This window comes from Legionella donaldsonii (genome assembly GCF_900452385.1).
Taxonomy (GTDB): domain Bacteria; phylum Pseudomonadota; class Gammaproteobacteria; order Legionellales; family Legionellaceae; genus Tatlockia; species Tatlockia donaldsonii.
Genome location: NZ_UGOA01000001.1, coordinates 357,501 through 381,506 on the forward strand (window position 1 = coordinate 357,501; position 24,006 = coordinate 381,506).

The window sequence follows — 24,006 nt, forward strand, 5'->3', positions numbered from 1 at the left end:
TTCGCCATTTAAAGTGGTACGCGAGCTGGGTTTAGAACGTCGTGAGACAGTTCGGTCCCTATCTGCCGTGGGCGTAGGAAAATTGAGAGGAGCTGCTCCTAGTACGAGAGGACCGGAGTGGACGAACCTCTGGTGTTCCGGTTGTGACGCCAGTCGCATTGCCGGGTAGCTAAGTTCGGACGGGATAACCGCTGAAAGCATCTAAGCGGGAAGCCTCCCTCAAGATGAGTTTTCCCATGAAGCCCGTTGAAGACTACGACGTTGATAGGCGAGGTGTGGAAGCGCAGTAATGCGTGAAGCTAACTCGTACTAATTGGCTGATTGTCTTGACCATATAACCTGAATTGCTTTGAGGTTATAGGCAATAATGAAAGACGAATACGTTTGTGTTACCTCATATTCTTTACCGGCCTCCTGGCTATCGCAGTTAACCCTGCTTTAACCAGAACAGGCAAACCAGTTTTCCTGGCGACCATAGCGGTTTGGAACCACCTGACTCCATCTCGAACTCAGAAGTGAAACAGACCCGCGCCGATGATAGTGTGGAGTTTCTCCATGCGAAAGTAGGTCATCGCCAGGGCTTTTTTCCTAAGCAGTAGCTCGTGTGAATTGCGCACGAGAAAATTGGATGAAACCGTGCTGTTTCATCCGGCTGACTGGAGTCCCAGTTAGCGTGACTAAAGCACATGGCGTAAATAGTATGCTGGCGTAGCTCAGTTGGTAGAGCAACTGACTTGTAATCAGTAGGTCCCGGGTTCGATTCCTGGTGCCAGCACCATCTAGATGCTAGCCCTCGTGTATACAAGGCTATTGACTTTAATCATATCATGAAAGAAAATGGCGTTCTTTTTGGAGGGGTTCCCGAGCGGCCAAAGGGATCAGACTGTAAATCTGACGGCTCTGCCTTCGAAGGTTCGAATCCTTCCCCCTCCACCAATATGAACAAAAAGATGTGGTTGACAAGCGGGTGTAGTTCAATGGTAGAACTTCAGCCTTCCAAGCTGATAGCGTGGGTTCGATTCCCATCACCCGCTCCAAGTTTGTTAAGCGGCAGACTGTAAAGTCTGTAATTTAATGCCCACATAGCTCAGGCGGTAGAGCACTTCCTTGGTAAGGAAGAGGTCGTTGGTTCGAGTCCAGTTGTGGGCACCATACAGTTATAAACTTTTGAATGGGGAGATTTTCCGATGGCGAAGGAAAAATTTGAGCGTAAGAAGCCACACGTTAACGTTGGCACGATTGGTCACGTAGATCATGGTAAGACGACATTAACAGCGGCGATTACCACGATTATGGCAAAGAAATATGGTGGTACAGCGAAAGCGTACGATCAGATTGATGCGGCGCCAGAAGAGCGGGAGCGCGGAATTACGATATCAACAGCACACGTTGAATACGAATCAGCAAACCGCCATTACGCTCACGTAGATTGCCCAGGTCATGCTGACTATGTTAAGAACATGATTACCGGAGCGGCTCAGATGGATGGAGCGATCCTGGTTGTATCAGCAGCAGATGGCCCAATGCCTCAGACAAGGGAACACATTCTGTTGTCGCGTCAGGTTGGTGTGCCTTACATTGTTGTGTTTTTGAATAAGGCGGACATGGTTGATGATGCGGAGCTTCTCGAGTTGGTAGAGATGGAAGTACGCGATCTGTTGAGCAGCTATGAATTTCCTGGTGATGATATTCCAATTGTAGTTGGATCTGCACTGAAAGCGTTGGAAGGCGACACGAGTGATATCGGCGTACCAGCGATTGAGAAGCTAGTAGAGACAATGGATTCATATATCCCCGAACCAGTACGTAACATTGACAAGAGCTTCTTGTTACCAATCGAAGACGTATTCTCGATCTCTGGACGTGGAACAGTAGTAACAGGCCGTATCGAGAGTGGTATCGTTAAAGTTGGTGAAGAAGTTGAGATTGTAGGAATACGGGATACCCAGAAGACGACCTGCACAGGCGTTGAGATGTTCCGCAAACTTCTTGACGAAGGGCGCGCTGGGGATAACGTTGGTGTGTTATTACGCGGAACGAAGCGTGATGAAGTTGAGCGTGGTCAAGTATTGGCGAAGCCAGGAACAATCAAGCCTCATACAAAATTTGAAGCAGAAGTCTATGTGTTATCAAAAGATGAAGGTGGTCGTCATACACCATTCTTCAACGGCTACCGTCCGCAGTTCTATTTCAGAACGACAGACGTGACCGGTTCTTGCGATTTACCAGCAGGTATAGAAATGGTAATGCCAGGTGACAACGTACAAATGATTGTTAACCTGCATTCGCCAATTGCTATGGACGAAGGATTGCGTTTCGCAATTCGTGAAGGTGGCCGCACAGTTGGTGCCGGTGTAGTCGCAAAAATCATTGAGTAAGTGATTGATGGTGTGAAACTTCAGGGTTTCACACCAAGATGTAAGATAGGCCAGTAGCTCAATTGGCAGAGCGGCGGTCTCCAAAACCGCAGGTTGGGGGTTCGATTCCCTCCTGGCCTGCCAACTACTAGATAATTATGAAAAATACGAATGGTTCCACTATGAACTTTAAAGAAATTATGTTGTGGTTTAGTATCGGGCTAATCGCAATTTTAGCCTTTTTCTGTACATATTACTTTAATTTCTCAGGTCCTATAAAAGTCATTATCTGGCTCGGTTGGTTTGTGTTGACAGGATTGTTAGGCTTTTTTACATCCAAAGGTAAAGAAGTCTTCGCATTTGCAAAAGACGCAAAGATAGAGTTGCAAAAGGTAGTCTGGCCAACACGTCAGGAAACCGTTCAAACTACATCAATTGTTATGATCATGGTTGCTGTCACTGGATTCATTCTGTGGGGTATTGATTCTGGCATGATGTGGGTAATCGCTAAATTAACACATTTGGGTTGATAATACGGTGGAAGAGCAAAAAACTAAACAATGGTATGTGGTTCATGCCTATTCAGGTCATGAAAATTTTGTTATGCGTGAAATAAAGTCACGTGCAGAACACCACAACCTGCAAGATAGAATAGGTGAAGTAGTCGTTCCATCAGAAGAAGTTGTTGAAATGCGGGCAGGTCAAAAAAGGAAAAGTACCCGCAAATTTTTTCCCGGCTATGTGCTGGTGAATATGGTTATGGATGATGAAACCTGGCATATGATTCGCGCAATTCCACGTGTCTTGGGCTTTATTGGTGGGACCAGTCAAACGCCGACTCCTATTTCCGATAAGGAAGCTCGAGCAATTTTGCAACGTGTTGAAGATGGTGTTACTAAACCGAGACCGAAGATTCTGTTTGAACCAGGTGAGGTGGTGCGAGTTAAAGATGGACCATTTGTTGATTTCAACGGTGTTGTCGAAGAGGTCAACTATGAGAAAAGTAGGCTGCGAGTAGCAGTACTCATATTTGGTCGTTCTACGCCGGTTGAACTTGAGTTCAGTCAAGTAGAAAAGACGTAATTTGTTTGTATGTTAACCGGGGAGTCAAATTAGTACCTGCCCTTGATGCTTTGAGGGTAACTATGAAATGGCGTTATACCCAAGAGGAGTAATGATGGCTAAAAAAGTAGAAGCATATATAAAATTGCAAATTCCAGCCGGTAAGGCTAATCCAAGCCCACCTGTTGGTCCTGCTTTGGGACAACGTGGTGTTAACATCATGGAGTTCTGTAAGGCTTTTAATGCGCAAACTCAAAATATGGAACAGGGCTTGCCTACGCCTGTAGTGATTACCGTATACAGTGATCGCAGCTTTACCTTTATAACCAAGACACCACCAGCCTCTGTGTTGCTTAAAAAGCAAGCAGGTATCCAAAGTGGAAGTGGTACTCCCAATACCAAGAAAGTCGCTAAGCTTAACCGTGCTCAACTTGAAGAGATTGCTAAAACAAAAGAGCCTGATCTTACAGCGGGTAGTTTGGACGCGGCAGTACGCACGATTGCGGGAACTGCACGCAGCATGGGTATTGAGGTTGAAGGTATTGAATAAGGGGTTACCATGGCTAAGTTAAGTAAAAAACAGCAAAAAATTCGTGAAAAGGTCAAGCTTAATCATCTCTATAACGCAGTTGAAGCGATTGAGGTGTTAAAGGAATTTGCTAGTAGTAAATTTAAAGAAAGTTTTGATGTAAGTTTCAATCTTGGTGTTGATCCACGTAAGTCTGATCAGGTTGTACGTTCATCAACTAACCTACCAAAAGGTACAGGAAAAACTGTACGTGTTGCAGTATTTGCGCAAGGCGACAACGCGACTAAGGCAAAAAATGCTGGCGCTGACTTGGTTGGGTTTGAAGATTTGGCTGAACAAATTAAAGCCGGCGAAATGAATTTTGACGTTGTCATTGCAACGCCAGATGCAATGCGCATTGTAGGGCAACTTGGACAAATTCTAGGCCCCCGTGGTTTGATGCCTAACCCCAAGGTTGGCACTGTAACAATGAATGTTGAAGCGGCTGTTAACGATGCCAAGTCTGGTCAGGTTCGTTATCGAACAGATAAGAATGGTATTATCCACTGCTCAGTCGGCAAAGCAGATTTTAGTGCAGATGATTTGTTAACTAACATTTCTGCATTGATGGCGGATCTACGTAAAGCGAAGCCAGCTTCTTCAAAGGGTGTGTATTTTAAGAAAATATCATTTTCTACCACGATGGGACCAGGTTTGCCTATTGATATTGCTACGATACCCGTGTAACATATATCGCCCTTTAAAACGCTTTCACGGCATAGACATGGTTCGATGCCGTCGAAGACCGCAGGTGCCGAAGGCTTAATTTCCTGCGCAGACGGTGAACCGGCTCCGGAACTCTCCGAGACGGCCACCATAACTGTCAAATCCACAGGATTTGCACAACTTAGGAGGTCAGTAACGTGACGTTAACATTAGCTGCAAAGAAAGCTGTTGTTGAAGAAGTGACTGTAGTTGCTTCTAAGGCTATTTCGGCAGTCGTTGCTGATTATCGTGGTTTAACAGTGAATCAAATGACCCAGCTCCGTAGCGGAGCACGCAAAGCCGGTGTTTACATGCGAGTAGTGCCAAATACACTTGCCCGCAGAGCTTTTGAAAAAACCGAATTTGCTTGCTTAAGTGACAAGTTGGTAGGTCCTCTGTTTATTGCATTGTCACTTGAAGCACCAAGTGATGCAGCAAGAATGCTAAAGGACTTTGTTAAAACATTTGATAAGCTTGAAATCAAAGCATTAGCAGTGAGTGGTAAGGTTTATGAAGCCGATCAGCTTGATGCGGTTGCTAGCTTGCCAACTCGTGATGAGGCGTTAGCCAAGTTGCTGTATGTGATGAAAGCGCCTGTTGAGAAGTTTGTCCGTACACTTGCAGCCCCGCATACCAAATTGGTTAGAACGGTTGCTGCTGTTAAAGACACAAAGTAATAAACCACATAATCTTTTAATATTTTAACTTAGGAGCTAGAAATGGCTGTATCTCAAAACGACATTCTTGACACAATTTCTAAAATGTCTGTAATGGAAGTTGTAGAACTTATCGAAGCAATGGAAAAGAAATTCAACGTATCTGCTGCTGCCGCTGCTGTTGCTGTTGCTGCACCAGCTGCTGGCGCCGCTGCCGCTGCTGAAGAAAAGACTGAGTTTGATGTGGTAATGTCAAGCTTTGGTGCTAACAAAGTAGGCGTTATTAAAGCAGTGCGTGAAATTACTGGTCTGGGCTTGAAAGAAGCTAAAGACTTAGTAGAAGGTGCTCCTTCAACAATTAAAGAAGGTGTATCTAAAGACGAAGCCGCTGACATTAAGAAGAAGCTTGAAGAAGCTGGCGCGTCTGTCGACGTTAAGTAATACCGTTGTTTATATGTATAAAAACCCGGCCATGGTCACATGGCTGGGTTTGTGTGTTTGATGACATCAATAATTTACAGAGGAACCACCATGGCAATTGCAAAAGCTAAACCTCAATATTCACATGCTGAGAAAAAACGATTTCGCAAAAGCTTTGGTAGGCAAGCAGATAAGATGAAAATTCCTAATTTGCTTGAGATCCAGCTAAAGTCCTATAGTGATTTTTTACAGATCGATCCCAAGAGCGAGCAGCAAAATACTGGTCTGCACGCCGCGTTCTCGTCAGTATTTCCTATTGAGAGTTTTTCGGGTAATGCTCGACTAGAGTACGTGAGCTATAAATTGGGTGAGCCGGCATTTGACGTAAAAGAATGTAAACTGCGTGGGTTAACTTATTCAGCCCCTCTGCGCGTAAAAATACGACTCGTTGTCCTGGATAAGGATGCTGCAGGCGAGCCTAAGCCTATTAAAGATATTCGCGAACAAGATGTTTTCATGGGTGAAATACCCTTAATGACTGACGTGGGTACTTTTGTTGTTAATGGTACAGAGCGCGTTGTTGTATCTCAATTACATCGTTCACCTGGCGTTATCTTTGAACATGATAAGGGTAAGACACATTCCTCCGGGAAGTTGCTGTATTCTGCCCGTACAATACCTTACCGTGGCTCATGGTTGGATTTTGAATTAGATCCCAAGGATTGCGTTTTTGTGCGAATTGATAGACGTCGCAAGTTACCCGTGACTATTTTATTGCGTGCTTTAGGCTATGAAACAGAAGAGATCTTAGGTGAGTTTTTTGAATCCACCTATTGCCAATTACGAAATGGTGAATTCCATATTAATTTAATTCCCGCCAGACTTCGGGGTGAAATTGCTTCTTTTGATATTGTTGTTCCAGAAACCGGTGAGTTAATTGTTGAGTTAGGTCGCCGTATTACTGCCCGTCACATTAAGCAGATGGAAAAGAGCAACATGCAGGATCTCGTTGTTCCAAGAGATTATTTGATTGGTAAAATTCTGGCAAAACATGTTGTTAATACAGAAACTGGCGAAGTGCTTGCTCAGGCCAATGATGAAGTGACCGCTGAGTTACTAGACCAACTTGCTGAACAAGGAATTTTCAGTTTTGAAATGATCTATACCAATGATCTGGATCATGGATCATACATTTCCGATACGTTGAAGATAGATCCTACCGCTAGTCAGCTTGAGGCTTTGGTTGAAATCTATAGAATGATGCGCCCAGGAGAGCCTCCGACTAAGGAAGCTGCAGAAGCCCTATTCAAAAATCTTTTCTTTGCTGAAGATCGCTACGATTTATCGGCAGTCGGTCGTATGAAATTTAACCGACGTGTAGGTCGGAAAGATGATACTGGCCCAGGTACTCTAACTAAAGAAGATATTCTTGCTGTTATCAAAACACTCATCGATATTCGTAACGGTATTGGTATGGTTGATGATATTGACCACCTTGGTAACCGTCGTGTACGTAGCGTAGGTGAAATGGCTGAAAACCAATTTCGCGTTGGTTTGGTCCGTGTGGAACGCGCAGTTAAAGAACGTTTGAGTTTAGTTGAGTCAGAAAATTTGATGCCGCAGGATCTGATTAATGCTAAACCAGTCTCTGCTGCGATCAAAGAGTTCTTTGGTTCCAGCCAATTATCGCAGTTCATGGATCAAGTTAACCCGCTGTCAGGTGTTACTCATAAGCGCCGTGTTTCGGCCCTTGGCCCAGGCGGCTTAACCCGGGAACGTGCCGGTTTTGAGGTTCGTGACGTTCATACAACGCATTATGGTCGAGTTTGTCCGATTGAGACGCCTGAAGGGCCAAACATTGGTTTGATTAACTCGTTGTCTGTTTATGCGCGTACAAATGAGTACGGCTTTATTGAGACACCTTGCCGAAAAGTGATTGATGGTCATGTTACTGATGAAATCGAATATCTCTCCGCAATTGAAGAGGTTGATCAGTACATTGCTCAATCAAGTGTTGAAGTGGACGCAAAAGGTAAAATCCTGGCTGATCTCGTACCTTGCAGACACCAGAACGAATTTTCACTGACAACGCCAGATAAGATTAACTATATGGATGTGTCACCTAAGCAAATCGTTTCTGTGGCTGCATCGCTAATTCCATTCTTGGAGCATGATGATGCTAACCGAGCTTTGATGGGCTCAAACATGCAACGTCAAGCTGTACCGACCTTACGTTCTGAAAAGCCGTTGGTAGGAACTGGTATGGAGCGCACAGTTGCTTCCGACTCAGGTGTGTCGGTTGTTGCGAAGCGTGGTGGCATTATTGATTTAGTAGATGCTTCCCGTATTGTTGTCCGCGTCAATGATGACGAAACAACAGCAGGTGAGGCTGGTGTTGATATTTATAACCTGACAAAGTACTTTCGTTCAAACCAGGATACTTGTATCAATCAAAGGCCGATTGTTTCTGCCGGTGATCGTATCCAGCGTGGTGATGTGCTTGCTGACGGTCCATGTACTGACATGGGTGAGCTTGCTCTGGGACAAAATTTGTTAGTTGCTTTCATGCCCTGGAATGGTTACAACTTCGAGGATTCTATTCTGATTTCTGAACGAATCGTACAAGAAGACAGATTTACTACGATCCACATCGAAGAATTAACTTGTATTGCCAGGGATACCAAACTAGGTACAGAAGAAATTACAGCTGATATTCCTAATGTGGGTGAATCAGCTTTGGCTAATCTGGATGAGTCTGGTGTTGTTTATATTGGTGCAGAGGTTAGTGCGGGTGATATTTTGGTGGGTAAGGTAACACCAAAAGGTGAAACACAACTTACCCCGGAAGAAAAACTATTACGTGCTATTTTCGGTGAGAAGGCATCTGATGTGAAGGATTCTTCTCTGCGTGTTCCTTCTGGAATGAATGGTACCGTAATCGATGTCCAAGTCTTTACACGTGATGGACTTGAAAAAGATGAACGTGCCAAGAGTATTGAAGAAGAGCATCTGGCACGAGTTCGGAAGGATCTGATCGACGAGCGCCGTATCCGCGAAGAAGATATTTATCATCGCGTAAACACCTTGCTGTTGAATAAATCTGCGACTGGCGGACCAGGCGCAATAAAAGCTGGCACTAAAATTACTGCAGCACATTTAGAAAAAATCGACAGGGAAAAATGGTTTGATATTCATGTTGATGATGATGCTGTCAGCCAGCAATTGGAACAGCTTTCCAAGCAATTAGAGTTACTCAGCAAGGAAATGGAAAAGCGCTTTAACGATAGCCGTAAAAAAATAATTCAGGGGGATGATTTAGCTCCTGGCGTATTGAAGATTGTTAAAGTCTATCTAGCTGTTAAGCGTCGTATACAGCCTGGTGACAAGATGGCTGGACGGCACGGAAACAAAGGGGTTATCTCGATCGTTGTTCCAGTGGAAGACATGCCTTATATGGAAGACGGTACGGCTGTAGATATCGTACTAAACCCATTGGGGGTACCTTCGCGTATGAATATCGGGCAGGTATTGGAAACCCATCTTGGTCTGGCTGCTAAAGGGCTCGGCCATAGAATTGCTGCACTATTGGATAATCAAGGCTCTACCGGTGAGATCAGGGATTATTTAGGCAAAATATATAATCATGATGATCAGGAACGTGTACGCCTCGATAGTCTGGATGATAGCGAATTGATGCTGCTGGCGGATAACCTGAGAGAAGGTGTTCCCATGGCAACGCCAGTGTTTGATGGTGCAAGCGAGGCAGAAATTAAATCCATGCTCGAGTTAGCCGGTTTACCTGCTGATGGGAAGACAATATTGTTCGACGGAAGAACTGGTAAGCAATTTGATAATCCAGTAACCGTTGGTTATATGTATATGCTCAAGCTGAACCATCTAGTTGATGACAAAATGCATGCCCGTTCAACGGGATCGTATAGTCTGGTAACCCAGCAACCTCTTGGTGGAAAGGCACAATTTGGTGGTCAACGGTTTGGGGAGATGGAAGTGTGGGCCTTAGAGGCTTACGGTGCCGCTTATACGTTGCAAGAGATGTTAACAGTTAAATCGGATGATGTCGGTGGAAGGACAAAGATATATAAAAACATAGTCGATGGCGATCATCGAATGGATCCTGGTATGCCTGAGTCTTTCAATGTGTTACTGAAAGAAATAAGGGCGTTGGGGATTGATATCGAATTGGATCACGACTAATCGTTCACTGAATAATTCTGACTAATAAATTTTTGGAGGCATAGACTTGGCTACTCTAGACCCGATGAGAAAACCGCCTGTAATGAGTGACCTGCTTGGTATCCTCAAACAACAGGGACAAAGTGAAGAATTTGATGCAATTAAAATTGCGTTGGCTTCACCTGATTTAATTCGTTCATGGTCCTATGGTGAGGTGAAAAAGCCAGAGACTATCAATTACCGCACGTTCAAACCTGAGCGTGATGGATTATTCTGTGCGAAAACGTTTGGTCCAGTAAAAGACTATGAGTGCTTATGCGGTAAATATAAGCGTCTTAAACACCGTGGTGTTATCTGCGAAAAGTGCGGGGTTGAACTCGCACTTGCCAAAGTTCGACGTGAACGTATGGGGCATATTGAATTGGCGAGCCCAGTAGCACATATCTGGTTCCTTAAATCATTGCCATCCCGTATTGGTCTTTTGCTTGATATGACACTGCGTGACATCGAACGAGTTCTCTATTTCGAAGCATTCGTCGTTGTTGATCCAGGTATGACGGAATTGGAGCGTGGCCAATTACTGAATGATGAAGTTTATCTTGACGCCATGGAACAATATGGTGATGAATTTGATGCCCGTATGGGTGCTGAAGCAATTCGCGATTTACTCCGTCAAATTGATTTGGAAGAAGAAATTAAATCGTTACGTGAAGAATTGCCGACAACGAATTCGGAAACGAAGATTAAAAAGATCACCAAGCGATTGAAGCTGCTCGAAGCATTTTATGAGTCAGGAAACAAGCCTGAGTGGATGATCATGGATGTGTTGCCGGTACTTCCTCCGGATTTACGCCCACTTGTACCTCTTGATGGGGGACGATTCGCCACGTCAGACTTAAACGATCTTTATCGACGAGTTATCAATCGTAATAATCGTTTGAAGCGACTCCTTGATTTAAGTGCACCTGATATTATTGTTCGTAATGAAAAAAGAATGTTGCAGGAATCAGTTGATGCCTTGCTTGACAATGGTCGTCGTGGTCGTGCGATCACTGGTACCAATAAGCGTCCGTTGAAATCTCTTGCTGATATGATTAAGGGGAAGCAAGGTCGTTTCCGCCAAAACCTTCTAGGAAAGCGTGTTGACTATTCTGGCCGTTCTGTAATTGTAGTGGGACCAACTTTACGCCTGCATCAATGTGGATTGCCAAAGAAAATGGCTTTGGAATTATTCAAGCCATTCATTTTTAGCAAGCTGGAATTTAGAGGTTTGGCAACTACGATTAAAGCTGCCAAGAAAATGGTTGAGAGAGAAGAGCCTGTTGTTTGGGATATTCTTGATGACGTTATTCGCGAACATCCTATTCTACTCAACCGTGCACCGACGCTGCATCGGCTTGGTATTCAAGCATTTGAGCCTGTATTAATTGAAGGTAAAGCCATCCAATTACATCCTCTAGTCTGTACAGCATATAACGCTGACTTTGACGGGGACCAGATGGCAGTGCACGTGCCACTGACCATAGAGGCACAGTTGGAAGCACGTTCCTTAATGATGTCGACAAATAATATTTTGTCGCCAGCAAGCGGTGAGCCGATTATTGTACCTAGCCAGGACGTAGTGTTGGGACTTTACTACCTGACGCGTGAGCGCATAAATGCCCTGGGAGAAGGTAAGATCTTTGTAAGTGCACAAGAGGCCCAGAATTTTTATGAAGCAGGTTATGTAGATATCCATGCGAAAGTGAAAATTAGAATGCCTCGTGAGGATGGTGAAGGCTTCCACTTGGTAGAGACGACTGTGGGACGCGGCATTCTTGCTGATATTCTGCCTAAGGGAATGCCTTTTGCACAGATTAATAGGGCAATGACCAAAAAGGCCATTACTAAGGTTGTAGACAGTTGCTACCGTAAATTTGGTTTGAAAGAAACGGTTATCTTTGCCGACCAACTTATGTACACTGGATTTAAGTATGCGACTCGAGCCGGTGCTTCGATCGGTATTGAGGATATGGAAATCCCGGATGATAAAGCGTCGATCATTGAGCAGGCCGACAATGAAGTTCGTGAGATTGAATCTCAGTTCCGTTCTGGTCTCGTTACTAATGGCGAACGTTATAACAAAGTAATCGATATATGGTCGCGAACCAACGAAATGGTAGCCAAGTCGATGATGGCCAAGATTGCCACCGAAGAGGTTGTTGACCGTACAGGTAAGGTTTTACGTCAAGAATCCTTTAACCCCATCTTTATGATGGCCGACTCCGGTGCTAGAGGATCTGCTGCCCAGATCAGACAGCTTGCCGGGATGCGGGGATTAATGGCTGCACCAGACGGCTCGATTATTGAGACACCAATTACAGCTAACTTCCGCGAAGGTCTAAACGTATTCCAGTACTTTATTTCTACCCACGGAGCGCGTAAAGGTCTAGCTGATACAGCATTAAAAACAGCAAACTCAGGTTACCTGACTCGCCGATTGGTTGATGTGGCGCAGGACGTGGTTATTACAGAAGATGATTGTGGTACAGAAAATGGTATTTTGATGCAGCCGTTGATTGAAGGCGGTGACATTGTTGAGCCATTGCATGAGCGTGTACTGGGCCGAGTCGTTGCTAAAGATGTTTATGTTCCTAACCAGGATGAGCCGGTTGTTACCACAGGCACCTTGCTGGATGAAGATTGGGTTGAAGAACTGGAGAAGTTTGGTGTTGATCAGGTTACTGTTCGTTCACCCATTACCTGTGATACTCGCTTCGGCCTCTGTGCTAAATGTTATGGACGTGATTTAGCCCGTGGTCATTTAGTCAATACAGGTGAAGCGGTCGGTATTATTGCTGCTCAATCAATCGGGGAGCCAGGAACTCAGTTAACCATGCGTACTTTCCACATTGGGGGAGCCGCATCAAGAGCGACGGCAGCAAACAATATTCAAATTAAGAATAAAGGTGTGATTCGCCTGCATAACATCAAAACTGTAACCCACGAAAATAGTAACCTTGTTGCTGTTTCACGGTCAGGTGAAGTTTCCATTGTTGATGATTTTGGTCGTGAGAGAGAGCGTTATAAACTGCCTTATGGTGCGGTTTTAACCGTCCATGACAACATGGCTGTAGAAGCTGGGCAGGTTATTGCTACTTGGGATCCACATACTCACCCGGTTATTTCTGAAGTAAGTGGCCGTCTGAAGTTTGTCGATCTTCTCGAAGGGTTAACGATGAATCGCCAAACTGATGAGTTAACCGGTTTGAGTAATATCGTGGTAACTGATGCCAAGCAACGCATAGCTGCAGGCCGTGATTTACGCCCGATGGTTAAACTGGTCTCTGATGATGGTGATGATATCTACCTGGCTGGTACGAATGTTCCTGCACAATACTATTTGCCGGTGGATGCAATTATTAATTTCGAAGATGGCAGTGCAGTGGGAATTGGGGATGTTATTGCCCGTATTCCACAAGAGCGTTCTAAGACCCGCGACATTACCGGGGGTCTACCACGTGTAGCTGACTTGTTTGAAGCGAGAAAGCCAAAAGATGCGGCTGTTATGGCTGAAACTTCTGGGCTAGTGAATTTTGGTAAGGAAACCAAGGGTAAGAGGCGGTTGATAATAACTGCGTCTGAACAACATTCACATGAAGAACTCATTCCTAAATGGCGTCATATTTCAGTCTTTGAGGGTGAGCATGTTGAGCGTGGTGAGGTAATAGCAGATGGACCGCTTAATCCGCACGATATTTTACGTTTGCTTGGTGTTGGCGCTTTGGCGAATTATATTGTCAATGAAGTACAAGACGTATACCGCTTACAAGGTGTGAAGATTAACGACAAGCACATTGAAACAATCGTTCGGCAGATGTTACGTAAACGTGTCATTACGTTTGCAGGAGATTCAAAATTCCTTGTTGGTGAGCAAGTCGAAGAGAGCATGATGTTGCAGGAAAATGATAGGCTCGCTGCTGAAGGAAAAGAAGTGGCTCGAGGTACGCCTATATTACTTGGTATTACTAAGGCCTCTTTGGCAACTGAATCATTCATTTCCGCTGCGTCATTCCAGGAAACAACTCGTGTTCTGACGGAAGCGGCTGTAAGTGGAAAGGTTGATGATTTGCGTGGTTTGAAAGAGAACGTGATGGTAGGTCGCCTGATTCCAGCAGGAACTGGCTACGCATATCATCAAGGCCGAAAAGCGAAGCGCGCGAGAGCTGCTGCTGCAGGTACTGAGCATAATGCGCATATGGTGACTGCTAGTGATGTGCAACATGCATTAAGTGAAGCGCTTAATGCAGACAGTCATGATGAATAAAGCTGATCTATTACCAGTGGGTTTGAACTTGACAAACCCGCTGGACCTATATAGAATCCGGCCTCCTTATGCACTCGAAATAAATACAAATTGAAAGTTCGGAGTTAAGAATAAATGGCTACTATTAATCAGTTAGTAAGAAAGCCTCGCGTGAACGCCAAGAGAAAATCTAACGTTCCCGCATTGGAATCATGTCCGCAACGACGGGGTGTATGTACACGTGTTTACACCACAACACCTAAAAAGCCTAACTCAGCTATGCGTAAGGTTGCTCGTGTTCGTTTGACAAATGGTTTTGAGGTGTCTTCATACATCGGTGGTGAAGGCCACAATTTGCAGGAACACTCTGTAGTACTAATCCGTGGTGGTCGTGTTAAGGACTTACCAGGTGTGCGTTATCACACTGTACGCGGTAGTTTGGATACTTCCGGTGTGAACGACCGTAAACAAGGCCGTTCTAAGTACGGAACCAAAAAACCGAAAGATAAGAAATAATCTGATTTTAGGAAGCTAGAAATGCCAAGAAGAAGAGAAGTCCCCAAACGCGAGATTTTGCCTGATCCAAAGCATCACAGTGAATTGCTCGCAAAGTTTATCAATGTGCTGATGATTAGCGGTAAAAAATCAACTGCTGAAAAAATTATTTATGGTGCGTTGGAGTTGCTGAACGACCGTGTTAAGAAGACTAAGAAAAGTGATGATGAGAGTGGCGAGCAAGGCAGTACTGGCGGCGCTACTGGAGTTTTGAATTATTTCGAGCAGGCACTTGACAATGTTCGACCAAGCGTTGAAGTTCGTTCACGACGTGTTGGTGGCGCAACCTATCAGGTTCCAGTAGAAGTGCGTACTGATAGAAGTATCGCTTTAGGTATGCGTTGGATTGTGCAGGCAGCACGTTCACGCGGTGAAAAAGGCATGATGCTACGTTTGGCTGGTGAATTGATGGATGCCTTTGAAAGTAAAGGGTCAGCTGTAAAAAAACGTGAGGACACCCATAAAATGGCAAAAGCTAACCAGGCCTTTGCGCACTTTAGATGGAATTAAAAGAGAGGTATGTCGTGTCTACTCCATTAGAACTGTACAGAAATATTGGCATTGCCGCGCACGTTGATGCTGGTAAGACGACCACTACTGAGCGTGTTCTGTTTTATACGGGTGTTTCGCATAAAATTGGTGAAGTACATGACGGTGCTGCGACAATGGACTGGATGGTTCAAGAGCAGGAGCGGGGGATTACGATTACATCCGCTGCAACTACCTGCTTCTGGCCCGGAATGGACAAGAATTTTGCACCTCATCGTATCAATATTATTGATACCCCAGGGCATGTTGACTTCATGATTGAGGTTGAGCGTTCTCTGCGTGTTCTTGATGGTGCTGTTGTGGTATTTGACTCTGTTTCTGGCGTTGAGCCACAATCAGAAACAGTGTGGCGTCAGTCAGACAAATATGGTGTGCCACGTATCGTATTTGTTAATAAAATGGATAGAATGGGTGCTAATTTCCTGCGAGTCGTTACTCAAATTAAGCAGCGCCTTGGTTCAAATCCTGTCGTTGTACAGTTGCCTATCGGTGCTGAAGATTCATTTAAAGGGGTTGTTGACCTTATCAAAATGAAAGCGATTGAGTGGGATGAAGAGTCTAAAGGTATGACCTTCAAATATGTTGAAGTACCTGCAGATATGAAAGCTCAATGTGAAGAGTACCGTGCCAAAATCATTGAGGCAGCTGCTGAAGCTACTGAAGAGTTGATGGAAAAGTACCTCGAAGGTGAGGAGTTTACAGAAGAAGAAATTAAGAAGGCACTTCGTAAACGCACAATTAACAATGAAATTGTTCCTGTCTTCTGTGGTTCGGCTTTTAAGAACAAAGGTGTACAAGCTGTTCTTGATGGTGTTGTTGAGTATCTGCCATCTCCACTGGATATCCCCGCGATTCGTGGTGTTGATGAAGATGGTGAAGAAATTCATAGAAAGACATCTTATGATGAACCTTTCTCTGCATTGGCATTTAAAATTGCTACCGACCCGTTCGTTGGTAACTTGACTTATTTCCGTGCTTATTCGGGTATTGTTAGAAGTGGTGATACAGTATACAACCCTGTAAAAGGTAAAAAAGAGCGTATTGGTCGTTTGCTGCAAATGCATGCTAATTCACGTGAAGAAATTAAAGAAGTCAGAGCGGGTGATATTGCTGCCGCAGTAGGTTTGAAAAACGTAACTACGGGCGATACACTTTGCGATGTTGATAAGGTAGTAACGCTTGAGCGAATGGACTTCCCTGATCCGGTGATCGCAGTTGCTGTGGAGCCCAGGACAAAAGCTGATCAGGAAAAAATGTCAATTGCTCTTGGCAAGTTGGCACAAGAAGATCCATCTTTCCGTGTTCATACTGATGAAGAGTCAGGCCAAACAATTATTCAAGGTATGGGTGAATTGCACTTGGAAATTATTGTTGACCGTATGAAGCGTGAGTTTAATGTGGAAGCCAACGTTGGTAAGCCACAGGTTGCTTATCGTGAAACCTTGAAAGCCAGTGTTGAACAAGAAGGTAAATTTGTTCGTCAATCAGGTGGGCGTGGTCAATATGGACACGTTTGGCTGAAACTAGAACCTCAAGAGCCAGGTGCTGGCTATGAGTTTGTAAATGCTATCGTGGGTGGTGTTATTCCCAAAGAATACATTCCTGCGGTTGATAAGGGTGTACAAGAACAGTTGCAAAATGGTGTTATTGCTGGATATCCAGTGGTTGACGTCAAAGTTACGTTGTTTGATGGTTCTTTCCACGAAGTGGATTCAAGCGAGATGGCATTTAAAATCGCTGGTTCACAATGTTTCAAGCAAGGTGCATTGAAAGCAAAGCCGGTGTTACTTGAACCCATAATGGACGTTGAGGTAGTTACCCCTGAAGATTACATGGGTGATGTCATGGGTGACCTTAATCGTAGAAGAGGTATGGTTCAAGGGATGGAAGATTCTCCGGCGGGTAAAATTGTCCGTGCAGAAGTTCCACTTGCTGAAATGTTTGGTTATGCAACGGACCTGCGTTCAGCAACTCAAGGTCGTGCTACTTACACCATGGAGTTTGCTAAATATTCAGAAGCACCAGCAAACATTGCTGAAGCAATTATCAAGAAACAATAAAAGTTAATGAGGTATTGAAAATGGCGAAGGAAAAATTTGAGCGTAAGAAGCCACACGTTAACGTTGGCACGATTGGTCACGTAGATCATGGTAAGACGACATTAACAGCGGCGATTACCACGATTATGGCAAAGAAATATGGTGGTACAGCGAAAGCGTACGATCAGATTGATGCGGCGCCAGAAGAGCGGGAGCGCGGAATTACGATATCAACAGCACACGTTGAATACGAATCAGCAAACCGCCATTACGCTCACGTAGATTGCCCAGGTCATGCTGACTATGTTAAGAACATGATTACCGGAGCGGCTCAGATGGATGGAGCGATCCTGGTTGTGTCAGCAGCAGATGGCCCAATGCCTCAGACAAGGGAACACATTCTGTTGTCGCGTCAGGTTGGTGTGCCTTACATTGTTGTGTTTTTGAATAAGGCGGACATGGTTGATGATGCGGAGCTTCTCGAGTTGGTAGAGATGGAAGTACGCGATCTGTTGAGCAGCTATGAATTTCCTGGTGATGATATTCCAATTGTAGTTGGATCCGCACTGAAAGCGTTGGAAGGCGACACGAGTGATATCGGCGTACCAGCGATTGAGAAGCTAGTAGAGACAATGGATTCATATATCCCCGAACCAGTACGTAACATTGACAAGAGCTTCTTGTTACCAATCGAAGACGTATTCTCGATCTCTGGACGTGGAACAGTAGTAACAGGCCGTATCGAGAGTGGTATCGTTAAAGTTGGTGAAGAAGTTGAGATTGTAGGAATACGGGATACCCAGAAGACGACCTGCACAGGCGTTGAGATGTTCCGCAAACTTCTTGACGAAGGGCGCGCTGGGGATAACGTTGGTGTGTTATTACGCGGAACGAAGCGTGATGAAGTTGAGCGTGGTCAAGTATTGGCGAAGCCAGGAACAATCAAGCCTCATACAAAATTTGAAGCAGAAGTCTATGTGTTATCAAAAGATGAAGGTGGTCGTCATACACCATTCTTCAACGGCTACCGTCCGCAGTTCTATTTCAGAACGACAGACGTGACCGGTTCTTGCGATTTACCAGCAGGTATAGAAATGGTAATGCCAGGTGACAACGTACAAATGATTGTTAACCTGCATTCGCCAATTGCTATGGACGAAGGATTGCGTTTCGCAATTCGTGAAGGTGGCCGCACAGTTGGTGCCGGTGTAGTCGCAAAAATCATTGAGTAATAATAATGAGTAACAATCAAAATATTAAAATACGTCTAAAATCTTTTGATCATCGGCTGATTGATTTATCAACTCGCGAAATTGTCGAGACAGCGAAACGTACAGGGGCACAAATACGTGGCCCTATACCTCTGCCGATTAAGAAAGAGAAATTTACTGTATTGATCTCTCCGCACGTTAATAAAGACGCGCGCGATCAATATGAACTACGCACTCATAAACGCCTGGTTGTCATCGTACATCCCACTGAAAAAACAGTTGATGCATTGATGAAGTTGGATTTGGCTGCAGGGGTTGATGTGCAGATTAGCCTTGATGACGAATAGTCCTAACAGGCAAGGTTATTAATGAGGTGTTAGAATGACGATTGGGTTATTAGGCCGTAAAATCGGTATGACACGGGTCTTCACAGAGGAAGGTGTTTCAATTCCTGTTTCTGTTGTTGAGGTTGTACCTAACCGTGTGTCACAGATTAAAACCATCGAAAAAGATGGTTATACAGCTGTTCAGATAGCAGGTGGCGTGAAAAAGGCAAGTCATGTAAATAAGCCTTTAACAGGTCATTTTGCCAAGGCTGGAATTGATGCTGGTGATATGCTTTGTGAATTTCGTATAGATGAAATTGATACTTTTACTGCGGGTCAAGTGATATCAGTAAACGAGATTTTCAATGCAGGGCAACTGGTTGATGTATCAGCTCTTTCTAAAGGGAAGGGTTTTGCTGGTACTGTCAAGCGCTACAACTTTCGTACTCAGGATGCAACGCATGGTAACTCAAGGTCGCACCGTGTAGTTGGATCAATTGGTCAAAACCAAACTCCAGGCCGTGTATTTAAAGGTAAGAAAATGGCTGGCCATATGGGTAATGCAAGATGTACAACACAAAGCCTTGAAGTGGTTCGCGTTGATCAAGAGCGTAATTTACTTTTAATCAAAGGCGCTATACCAGGCTGTCCGGGTGCAAGAGTTGAAGTAAGGCCCGCTGTTAAGAAGAATGTAAGGGGCAAATAATGGAACTGAAAACAAAAGATACCAACAGCCAATTAAAGGTTAATGAAGAGGTATTTGGATACAACTACAACGAAGGTCTAATACACCAAGCTGTTGTTACGTTCATGAATAACGCTCGTAGTGGTAATAGTGCGCAAAAGACACGCTCCGAAGTGAGTGGTGGTGGCAAAAAACCTTGGCGCCAAAAGGGTACTGGTAGAGCACGGGCAGGAACTATTCGTAGTCCAATCTGGCGTTCTGGCGGGGTAACCTTTGCTTCTAAAAAGAGAGATTATAGCCAAAAACTTAATAAAAAAATGTACAAACGCGCATTGCGTAGTATAATCTCCGAGCTTCATCGTGCTGGAAATCTGGTGGTTGTCAGTGATTTTCAATGTCAATCACATAAAACCAAAGATTTTATTAGCAAAATGAATGAATTAGAGTTGCCAAATGCGTTGATCGTTATGAATGAAGTCGGTGAGAATGAATACTTGGCTTCTCGTAATTTGATTCAATATGACATTTGTGATGTGAGTTCTTTAGATCCTGTCAGTCTGTTGCGCTTTGAAAAAGTGTTAATGACTCAAGATGCCATTAAAAGTTTAGAGGAGCAGTTACAATGAATGCTGAACGTTTGTTAATGATTCTTCGAGAACCGCATACCTCTGAAAAAACGACAGTGATGGCTGACAAGTTTAAGCAATTCACTTTTAAAGTGTTAAAGACAGCTACGAAGCAAGAGATTAAGCAAGCTGTTGAGCACATGTTTAATGTCAAGGTCAAGAATGTGTCAACTATCAATGTAAAGGGTAAAACAAAACGTTTTAAACAATTGAATGGTAAGCGTAGCGATTGGAAAAAGGCGTTTGTTTCTTTACACGATAATTATGACATCGACTTTAGCGTGACAGAATAAGGCAGATTAAGATGGCATTATTAAAATCTAAACCCACATCACCCGGTAAGCGTGGTGAAATTCGAGTTGTCCATCAGAATATTCACAAAGGACAGCCACACGCTGCCTTGGTTGAAAAATTAAATAAGACAGGTGGACGTAATAACCAGGGGCGAATAACAGTACGTCACATTGGTGGCGGTGTTCGTGCTAAGTATCGTTTGATTGACTTCAAAAGAAATAAAGACGGTATAGAAGCTAAAGTTGAGCGAATTGAATACGATCCCAATCGTTCTGCACTTATCGCTTTAGTCGTTTACAAAGATGGTGAACGACGATACATTATTGCACCTTCAAGTTTGAAAGCTGGTGATACAATTATCAGTGGTGAAGATTCACCAATTAGCAATGGCAACTGTTTGCCGTTGAGAAATATTCCTGTTGGTACAACAATTCACTGCGTAGAGCTCAAGCCTGGCAAAGGTGCGCAGATGTTACGAAGTGCTGGTTGCAGTGGGCAGATCGTTGCTAAAGAGGGTGCTTATGCCACACTGAAACTGCGATCTGGTGAAATGCGTAAAGTATTAGCTACTTGCCGTGCTGTTATTGGTGAAGTTAGCAATAGTGAGCATAGCTTGCGTGCGCTTGGTAAAGCAGGTGCGAAACGCTGGCGTGGAATTCGGCCAACTGTGCGTGGTGTAGCAATGAACCCTGTCGACCATCCACATGGTGGTGGTGAGGGACGTACTTCAGGTGGTCGTCATCCAGTCACACCATGGGGTGTACCAACAAAAGGGTACAAAACTAGAAGTAATAAGCGTACTGACCGTTTTATCGTCAGAAGACGTAAGAAGAAATAATTAGCTAAGAGGATATCAAGGTGGCACGTTCTATTAGAAAGGGTCCTTTTATCGATCATCACTTGATGAGTAAAGTTGAAGCGGCGATCGAATCGAAGTCCAAAAAACCAATTAAAACTTGGTCCAGACGCTCAACAATTGTACCTGAGATGATTGATCTCACAATTGCAGTACACAATGGTAAAGATCATGTGCCGGTATATATTACTGATAACATGGTAGGCCATAAATTAGGTGAGTTTGCCATGACTCGTACATTCAAAGGCCATTCTGGTGACAGAAAAGCCAAAGGTAAGTAAGAGGCAATGATGGAAGTAACAGCAAAGTTAAGAAATGCACCGCTTTCTGCCCAAAAAGGCAGATTGATTGCAGATATGATTCGTAAGATGGACGTTTCTCGCGCAATTGATGTCCTGAAATTTACCCCTAAAAAAGGTGCACAATTGATGTTGAAATTGTTGGAGTCTGCTATTGCTAATGCAGAAAACAACAACGGCGCAGATATTGACGAATTAAAAGTAGGTGTGGTTTTTGTAGATGAGGCAGCAACTTTAAAGAGAATTAGTCCTCGAGCTAAAGGTCGTGCTAATCGTATTTGCAAACGAACCTGCCACATCACAATTAAAGTGTCTGACGAGGAATAGCAATGGGACAGAAAGTAAACCCTATAGGCATACGCTTAGGTATAATTCGAGATTGGAATTCCAAATGGTTTGCAAGTAAAAACTATGCACAACTGCTGAATCAAGATATCAATCTCCGAAAAGACCTGAAGAAAGAACTTATGGCGGCTGCGGTAAGTAGTATCCGTATTGAGCGTCCGGCGAATAATGCAGTTGTTACAATTCATACTGCCCGACCAGGCGTTATTATCGGTAAGAAAGGTGGTGGGATCGAAGCTTTGAGAGCTAAAATTGCTACAAAGCTTGGTGTTCCAGTCCATCTGAATATAGAGGAAGTACGTAAGCCAGAGTTAGATTCAACTCTTGTTGCTGAGGGAATTGCCCAGCAATTAGAACAGCGGGTCATGTTTAGACGCGCGATGAAGCGAGCTGTGACTTCCGCAATGAAAGCTGGTGCCAAAGGAATCAAGATTTGTGTTAGTGGACGACTTGGTGGCGCTGAGATTGCACGTAGCGAATGGTACCGCGAAGGACGAGTTCCTCTACATACATTCCGTGCTGATGTTGATTATGGTACTGCTGAAGCAAAGACAACCTATGGAATCATAGGCGTAAAGGTCTGGATCTTCAAAGGAGAAATCCTTCCACAGAAGAAGCGTAATGCTGAAAGCGGTAAGTGAGTGAGGAATAACAATCATGTTACAGCCAAAACGTACGAAATATCGTAAACAAATGAAAGGGCGAAACAGAGGTTTGGCCCAAAGAGGTAGCACAGTCAGCTTTGGTGAGTTTGGTCTTAAAGCGCTGGAGAGAGGACGTTTGACCGCACGTCAAATCGAAGCCGCTCGACGGGCAATGACAAGGCACATCAAGCGTGGCGGAAAGATCTGGATCAGAGTATTTCCTGATAAGCCAATTACCCAAAAGCCTCTTGAAGTTCGACAAGGTAAGGGTAAAGGTAGCGTTGAATATTGGGTGGCACAAATCCAGCCTGGTAAAGTGCTGTTTGAAATGGAAGGTGTAAGCAAAGAATTAGCAATGGAAGCGTTTGATCTTGCTAAGGCAAAACTACCTTTCAAAGTTATATTTGAAGAGCGCAAGGTGATGTAATGAAAGATATTAAAGAGTTAAGAAATTTAACCCCTGACGAATTGCAAGCCGAGCTCCTCTCATTACGTAAAGAGCAGTTTAATTTACGCATGAAAAAAGCTAGCGGCTCTCTAGATAAGACTCATCATATCACGAAGGTCCGAAAAGCTGTTGCTAGAGTTAAAACAATTATGACTGAAAAGGCGGGAAAGAGTCATGTCGACTAATAGTGAAACAAGTGGCAGAACAATTGTAGGAAAGGTTGTTAGTGACAAGATGCAAAAAACCATTGTTGTAATGGTTGAGCGTACTGTTAAACATCCTAAATACGGTAAAATCATGAAGCGTAGAACAAAGCTCCATGCACATGATGAAGGCCAGATTGGTAAAATTGGAAATACTGTAAGAATACGTGAATCTCGACCACTCTCTAAGATGAAAAGTTGGGTACTTGTTGAAGTAATTTCCTGATCTTCATGATTTACTTTTAAAATACCAAGAGGGCTGATATAATCAGCAGCCTTTTTCTGGTTGGATTTGAGCTGGAGAATAGAATGATACAAATGCAGACAGTGCTCGATGTCGCAGATAACAGCGGCGCACGCAAAGTGATGTGTATCAAAGTGCTTGGCGGATCACACAGACGTTATGCCCGTGTTGGTGATGTCATTAAAGTAAGCATTAAAGATGCAATTCCACGTAGCAAGGTAAAAAAGGGCGCGGTAATGAAGGCTGTTGTTGTTAGAACTAGCCAGGGTGTGCGTCGTGATGATGGTTCACTTATACGTTTTGATGGTAATGCAGCAGTGCTTTTGAATAACCAAAATGAGCCTATAGGTACACGTATATTTGGTCCTGTAACTCGTGAGCTTAGAGAGCGGTTTATGAAAATCATTTCTCTAGCGGCTGAAGTATTGTGAGAAG

General features: G+C 44.0%; 25 protein-coding genes, 5 tRNA genes and 2 rRNA genes (1 of these 32 cut by a window edge). All 32 read left to right on the plus strand.

Translation table 11 applies throughout. From position 1 onward, the window contains the following. Positions 1 to 334 (plus strand): 23S ribosomal RNA (locus DYC89_RS01635); it begins 2,563 nt to the left of the window's first position. A 130-nt stretch (positions 335 to 464) separates the two neighbouring features. Continuing rightward, positions 465 to 580 (plus strand): 5S ribosomal RNA (rrf, locus tag DYC89_RS01640). 122 nt (positions 581 to 702) lie between these two features. Then, positions 703 to 778, plus strand: a tRNA-Thr gene (locus DYC89_RS01645). 73 nt (positions 779 to 851) lie between these two features. Beyond that, positions 852 to 936: transfer RNA gene (locus DYC89_RS01650), tRNA-Tyr, on the plus strand. A gap of 27 nt (positions 937 to 963) precedes the next feature. Next, positions 964 to 1,037: transfer RNA gene (locus DYC89_RS01655), tRNA-Gly, on the plus strand. Between the two features lie 39 nt (positions 1,038 to 1,076). Next, positions 1,077 to 1,152: transfer RNA gene (locus DYC89_RS01660), tRNA-Thr, on the plus strand. A gap of 35 nt (positions 1,153 to 1,187) precedes the next feature. Then, positions 1,188 to 2,378, plus strand: coding sequence for an elongation factor Tu (tuf, locus tag DYC89_RS01665; RefSeq protein ID WP_115220224.1), 1,191 nt, complete (start codon positions 1,188 to 1,190; stop codon positions 2,376 to 2,378). 47 nt (positions 2,379 to 2,425) lie between these two features. Next, positions 2,426 to 2,501: transfer RNA gene (locus DYC89_RS01670), tRNA-Trp, on the plus strand. A gap of 14 nt (positions 2,502 to 2,515) precedes the next feature. Further along, positions 2,516 to 2,887 carry a preprotein translocase subunit SecE gene (gene secE, locus DYC89_RS01675; RefSeq protein WP_115220225.1) on the plus strand — a complete coding sequence of 124 codons (372 nt, stop codon included), beginning with the start codon at positions 2,516 to 2,518 and terminating at the stop codon, positions 2,885 to 2,887. Between the two features lie 7 nt (positions 2,888 to 2,894). Next, positions 2,895 to 3,440 carry a transcription termination/antitermination protein NusG gene (gene nusG / locus DYC89_RS01680; RefSeq protein WP_115220226.1) on the plus strand — a complete coding sequence of 182 codons (546 nt, stop codon included), beginning with the start codon at positions 2,895 to 2,897 and terminating at the stop codon, positions 3,438 to 3,440. A 94-nt stretch (positions 3,441 to 3,534) separates the two neighbouring features. Further along, a complete protein-coding gene (gene rplK, locus DYC89_RS01685; RefSeq protein ID WP_058444512.1) occupies positions 3,535 to 3,969 on the plus strand; it encodes a 50S ribosomal protein L11 in 435 nt (144 codons plus the stop codon). A gap of 9 nt (positions 3,970 to 3,978) precedes the next feature. Next, positions 3,979 to 4,674, plus strand: coding sequence for a 50S ribosomal protein L1 (gene rplA, locus DYC89_RS01690; RefSeq protein WP_115220227.1), 696 nt, complete (start codon positions 3,979 to 3,981; stop codon positions 4,672 to 4,674). A gap of 176 nt (positions 4,675 to 4,850) precedes the next feature. Next, a complete protein-coding gene (rplJ, locus tag DYC89_RS01695; RefSeq protein ID WP_058444516.1) occupies positions 4,851 to 5,369 on the plus strand; it encodes a 50S ribosomal protein L10 in 519 nt (172 codons plus the stop codon). A 42-nt stretch (positions 5,370 to 5,411) separates the two neighbouring features. Further along, positions 5,412 to 5,789, plus strand: coding sequence for a 50S ribosomal protein L7/L12 (gene rplL / locus DYC89_RS01700; protein ID WP_115220228.1), 378 nt, complete (start codon positions 5,412 to 5,414; stop codon positions 5,787 to 5,789). Positions 5,790 to 5,879: 90 nt separating this feature from the next. Further along, positions 5,880 to 9,983, plus strand: coding sequence for a DNA-directed RNA polymerase subunit beta (gene rpoB / locus DYC89_RS01705; RefSeq protein WP_115220229.1), 4,104 nt, complete (start codon positions 5,880 to 5,882; stop codon positions 9,981 to 9,983). Between the two features lie 82 nt (positions 9,984 to 10,065). Further along, a complete protein-coding gene (gene rpoC, locus DYC89_RS01710) occupies positions 10,066 to 14,268 on the plus strand; it encodes a DNA-directed RNA polymerase subunit beta' (protein WP_181879436.1) in 4,203 nt (1,400 codons plus the stop codon). Between the two features lie 114 nt (positions 14,269 to 14,382). Further along, on the plus strand, positions 14,383 to 14,763 hold the full coding sequence (gene rpsL, locus DYC89_RS01715) for a 30S ribosomal protein S12 (RefSeq protein ID WP_058444522.1): 381 nt from the start codon (positions 14,383 to 14,385) through the stop codon (positions 14,761 to 14,763). Positions 14,764 to 14,784: 21 nt separating this feature from the next. Continuing rightward, positions 14,785 to 15,312 (plus strand): 30S ribosomal protein S7, encoded by a 528-nt coding sequence (gene rpsG, locus DYC89_RS01720; protein WP_115220231.1) that lies wholly within the window; start codon positions 14,785 to 14,787, stop codon positions 15,310 to 15,312. Beyond that, positions 15,303 to 17,411, plus strand: a complete 2,109-nt coding sequence (gene fusA, locus DYC89_RS01725; RefSeq protein ID WP_181879300.1) for an elongation factor G — start codon at positions 15,303 to 15,305, stop codon at positions 17,409 to 17,411. The genes rpsG and fusA overlap by 10 nt, the downstream gene beginning before the upstream one ends. 20 nt (positions 17,412 to 17,431) lie before the next feature. Then, positions 17,432 to 18,622 carry an elongation factor Tu gene (gene tuf, locus DYC89_RS01730; protein ID WP_115220224.1) on the plus strand — a complete coding sequence of 397 codons (1,191 nt, stop codon included), beginning with the start codon at positions 17,432 to 17,434 and terminating at the stop codon, positions 18,620 to 18,622. A 5-nt stretch (positions 18,623 to 18,627) separates the two neighbouring features. Further along, positions 18,628 to 18,948 (plus strand): 30S ribosomal protein S10, encoded by a 321-nt coding sequence (rpsJ, locus tag DYC89_RS01735; protein ID WP_058447223.1) that lies wholly within the window; start codon positions 18,628 to 18,630, stop codon positions 18,946 to 18,948. 34 nt (positions 18,949 to 18,982) lie between these two features. Beyond that, entirely contained in the window at positions 18,983 to 19,633 is a 651-nt protein-coding gene (rplC, locus tag DYC89_RS01740) for a 50S ribosomal protein L3 (protein WP_115220232.1), read from the plus strand. Then, complete coding sequence (gene rplD / locus DYC89_RS01745) at positions 19,633 to 20,238, plus strand: 50S ribosomal protein L4 (RefSeq protein WP_115220233.1); 606 nt, start codon at positions 19,633 to 19,635, stop codon at positions 20,236 to 20,238. The genes rplC and rplD overlap by 1 nt, the downstream gene beginning before the upstream one ends. Continuing rightward, positions 20,235 to 20,531 (plus strand): 50S ribosomal protein L23, encoded by a 297-nt coding sequence (gene rplW, locus DYC89_RS01750; protein WP_115220234.1) that lies wholly within the window; start codon positions 20,235 to 20,237, stop codon positions 20,529 to 20,531. Before rplD ends, rplW begins: the two co-directional genes overlap by 4 nt. Positions 20,532 to 20,542: 11 nt before the next feature. After that, positions 20,543 to 21,370, plus strand: coding sequence for a 50S ribosomal protein L2 (gene rplB / locus DYC89_RS01755; RefSeq protein WP_115220235.1), 828 nt, complete (start codon positions 20,543 to 20,545; stop codon positions 21,368 to 21,370). Positions 21,371 to 21,390: 20 nt separating this feature from the next. After that, positions 21,391 to 21,669, plus strand: coding sequence for a 30S ribosomal protein S19 (rpsS, locus tag DYC89_RS01760; protein WP_058447232.1), 279 nt, complete (start codon positions 21,391 to 21,393; stop codon positions 21,667 to 21,669). 9 nt (positions 21,670 to 21,678) lie between these two features. Continuing rightward, the gene (gene rplV, locus DYC89_RS01765) at positions 21,679 to 22,014 is read left to right on the plus strand and encodes a 50S ribosomal protein L22 (protein ID WP_058447234.1); all 336 of its coding nucleotides are present in this window, start codon (positions 21,679 to 21,681) and stop codon (positions 22,012 to 22,014) included. Between the two features lie 2 nt (positions 22,015 to 22,016). Further along, the gene (gene rpsC / locus DYC89_RS01770; protein WP_058447236.1) at positions 22,017 to 22,673 is read left to right on the plus strand and encodes a 30S ribosomal protein S3; all 657 of its coding nucleotides are present in this window, start codon (positions 22,017 to 22,019) and stop codon (positions 22,671 to 22,673) included. Positions 22,674 to 22,689: 16 nt separating this feature from the next. Beyond that, positions 22,690 to 23,103, plus strand: coding sequence for a 50S ribosomal protein L16 (gene rplP / locus DYC89_RS01775; protein ID WP_019217916.1), 414 nt, complete (start codon positions 22,690 to 22,692; stop codon positions 23,101 to 23,103). Further along, on the plus strand, positions 23,103 to 23,309 hold the full coding sequence (rpmC, locus tag DYC89_RS01780) for a 50S ribosomal protein L29 (RefSeq protein ID WP_115220236.1): 207 nt from the start codon (positions 23,103 to 23,105) through the stop codon (positions 23,307 to 23,309). The genes rplP and rpmC overlap by 1 nt, the downstream gene beginning before the upstream one ends. Then, on the plus strand, positions 23,299 to 23,553 hold the full coding sequence (gene rpsQ, locus DYC89_RS01785; protein ID WP_019217914.1) for a 30S ribosomal protein S17: 255 nt from the start codon (positions 23,299 to 23,301) through the stop codon (positions 23,551 to 23,553). Before rpmC ends, rpsQ begins: the two co-directional genes overlap by 11 nt. Positions 23,554 to 23,636: 83 nt before the next feature. After that, positions 23,637 to 24,002: a 50S ribosomal protein L14 gene (gene rplN, locus DYC89_RS01790; RefSeq protein WP_028388517.1), complete on the plus strand. Its 366-nt coding sequence runs from the start codon at positions 23,637 to 23,639 to the stop codon at positions 24,000 to 24,002. The last annotated feature ends 4 nt before the right edge of the window (positions 24,003 to 24,006 follow it).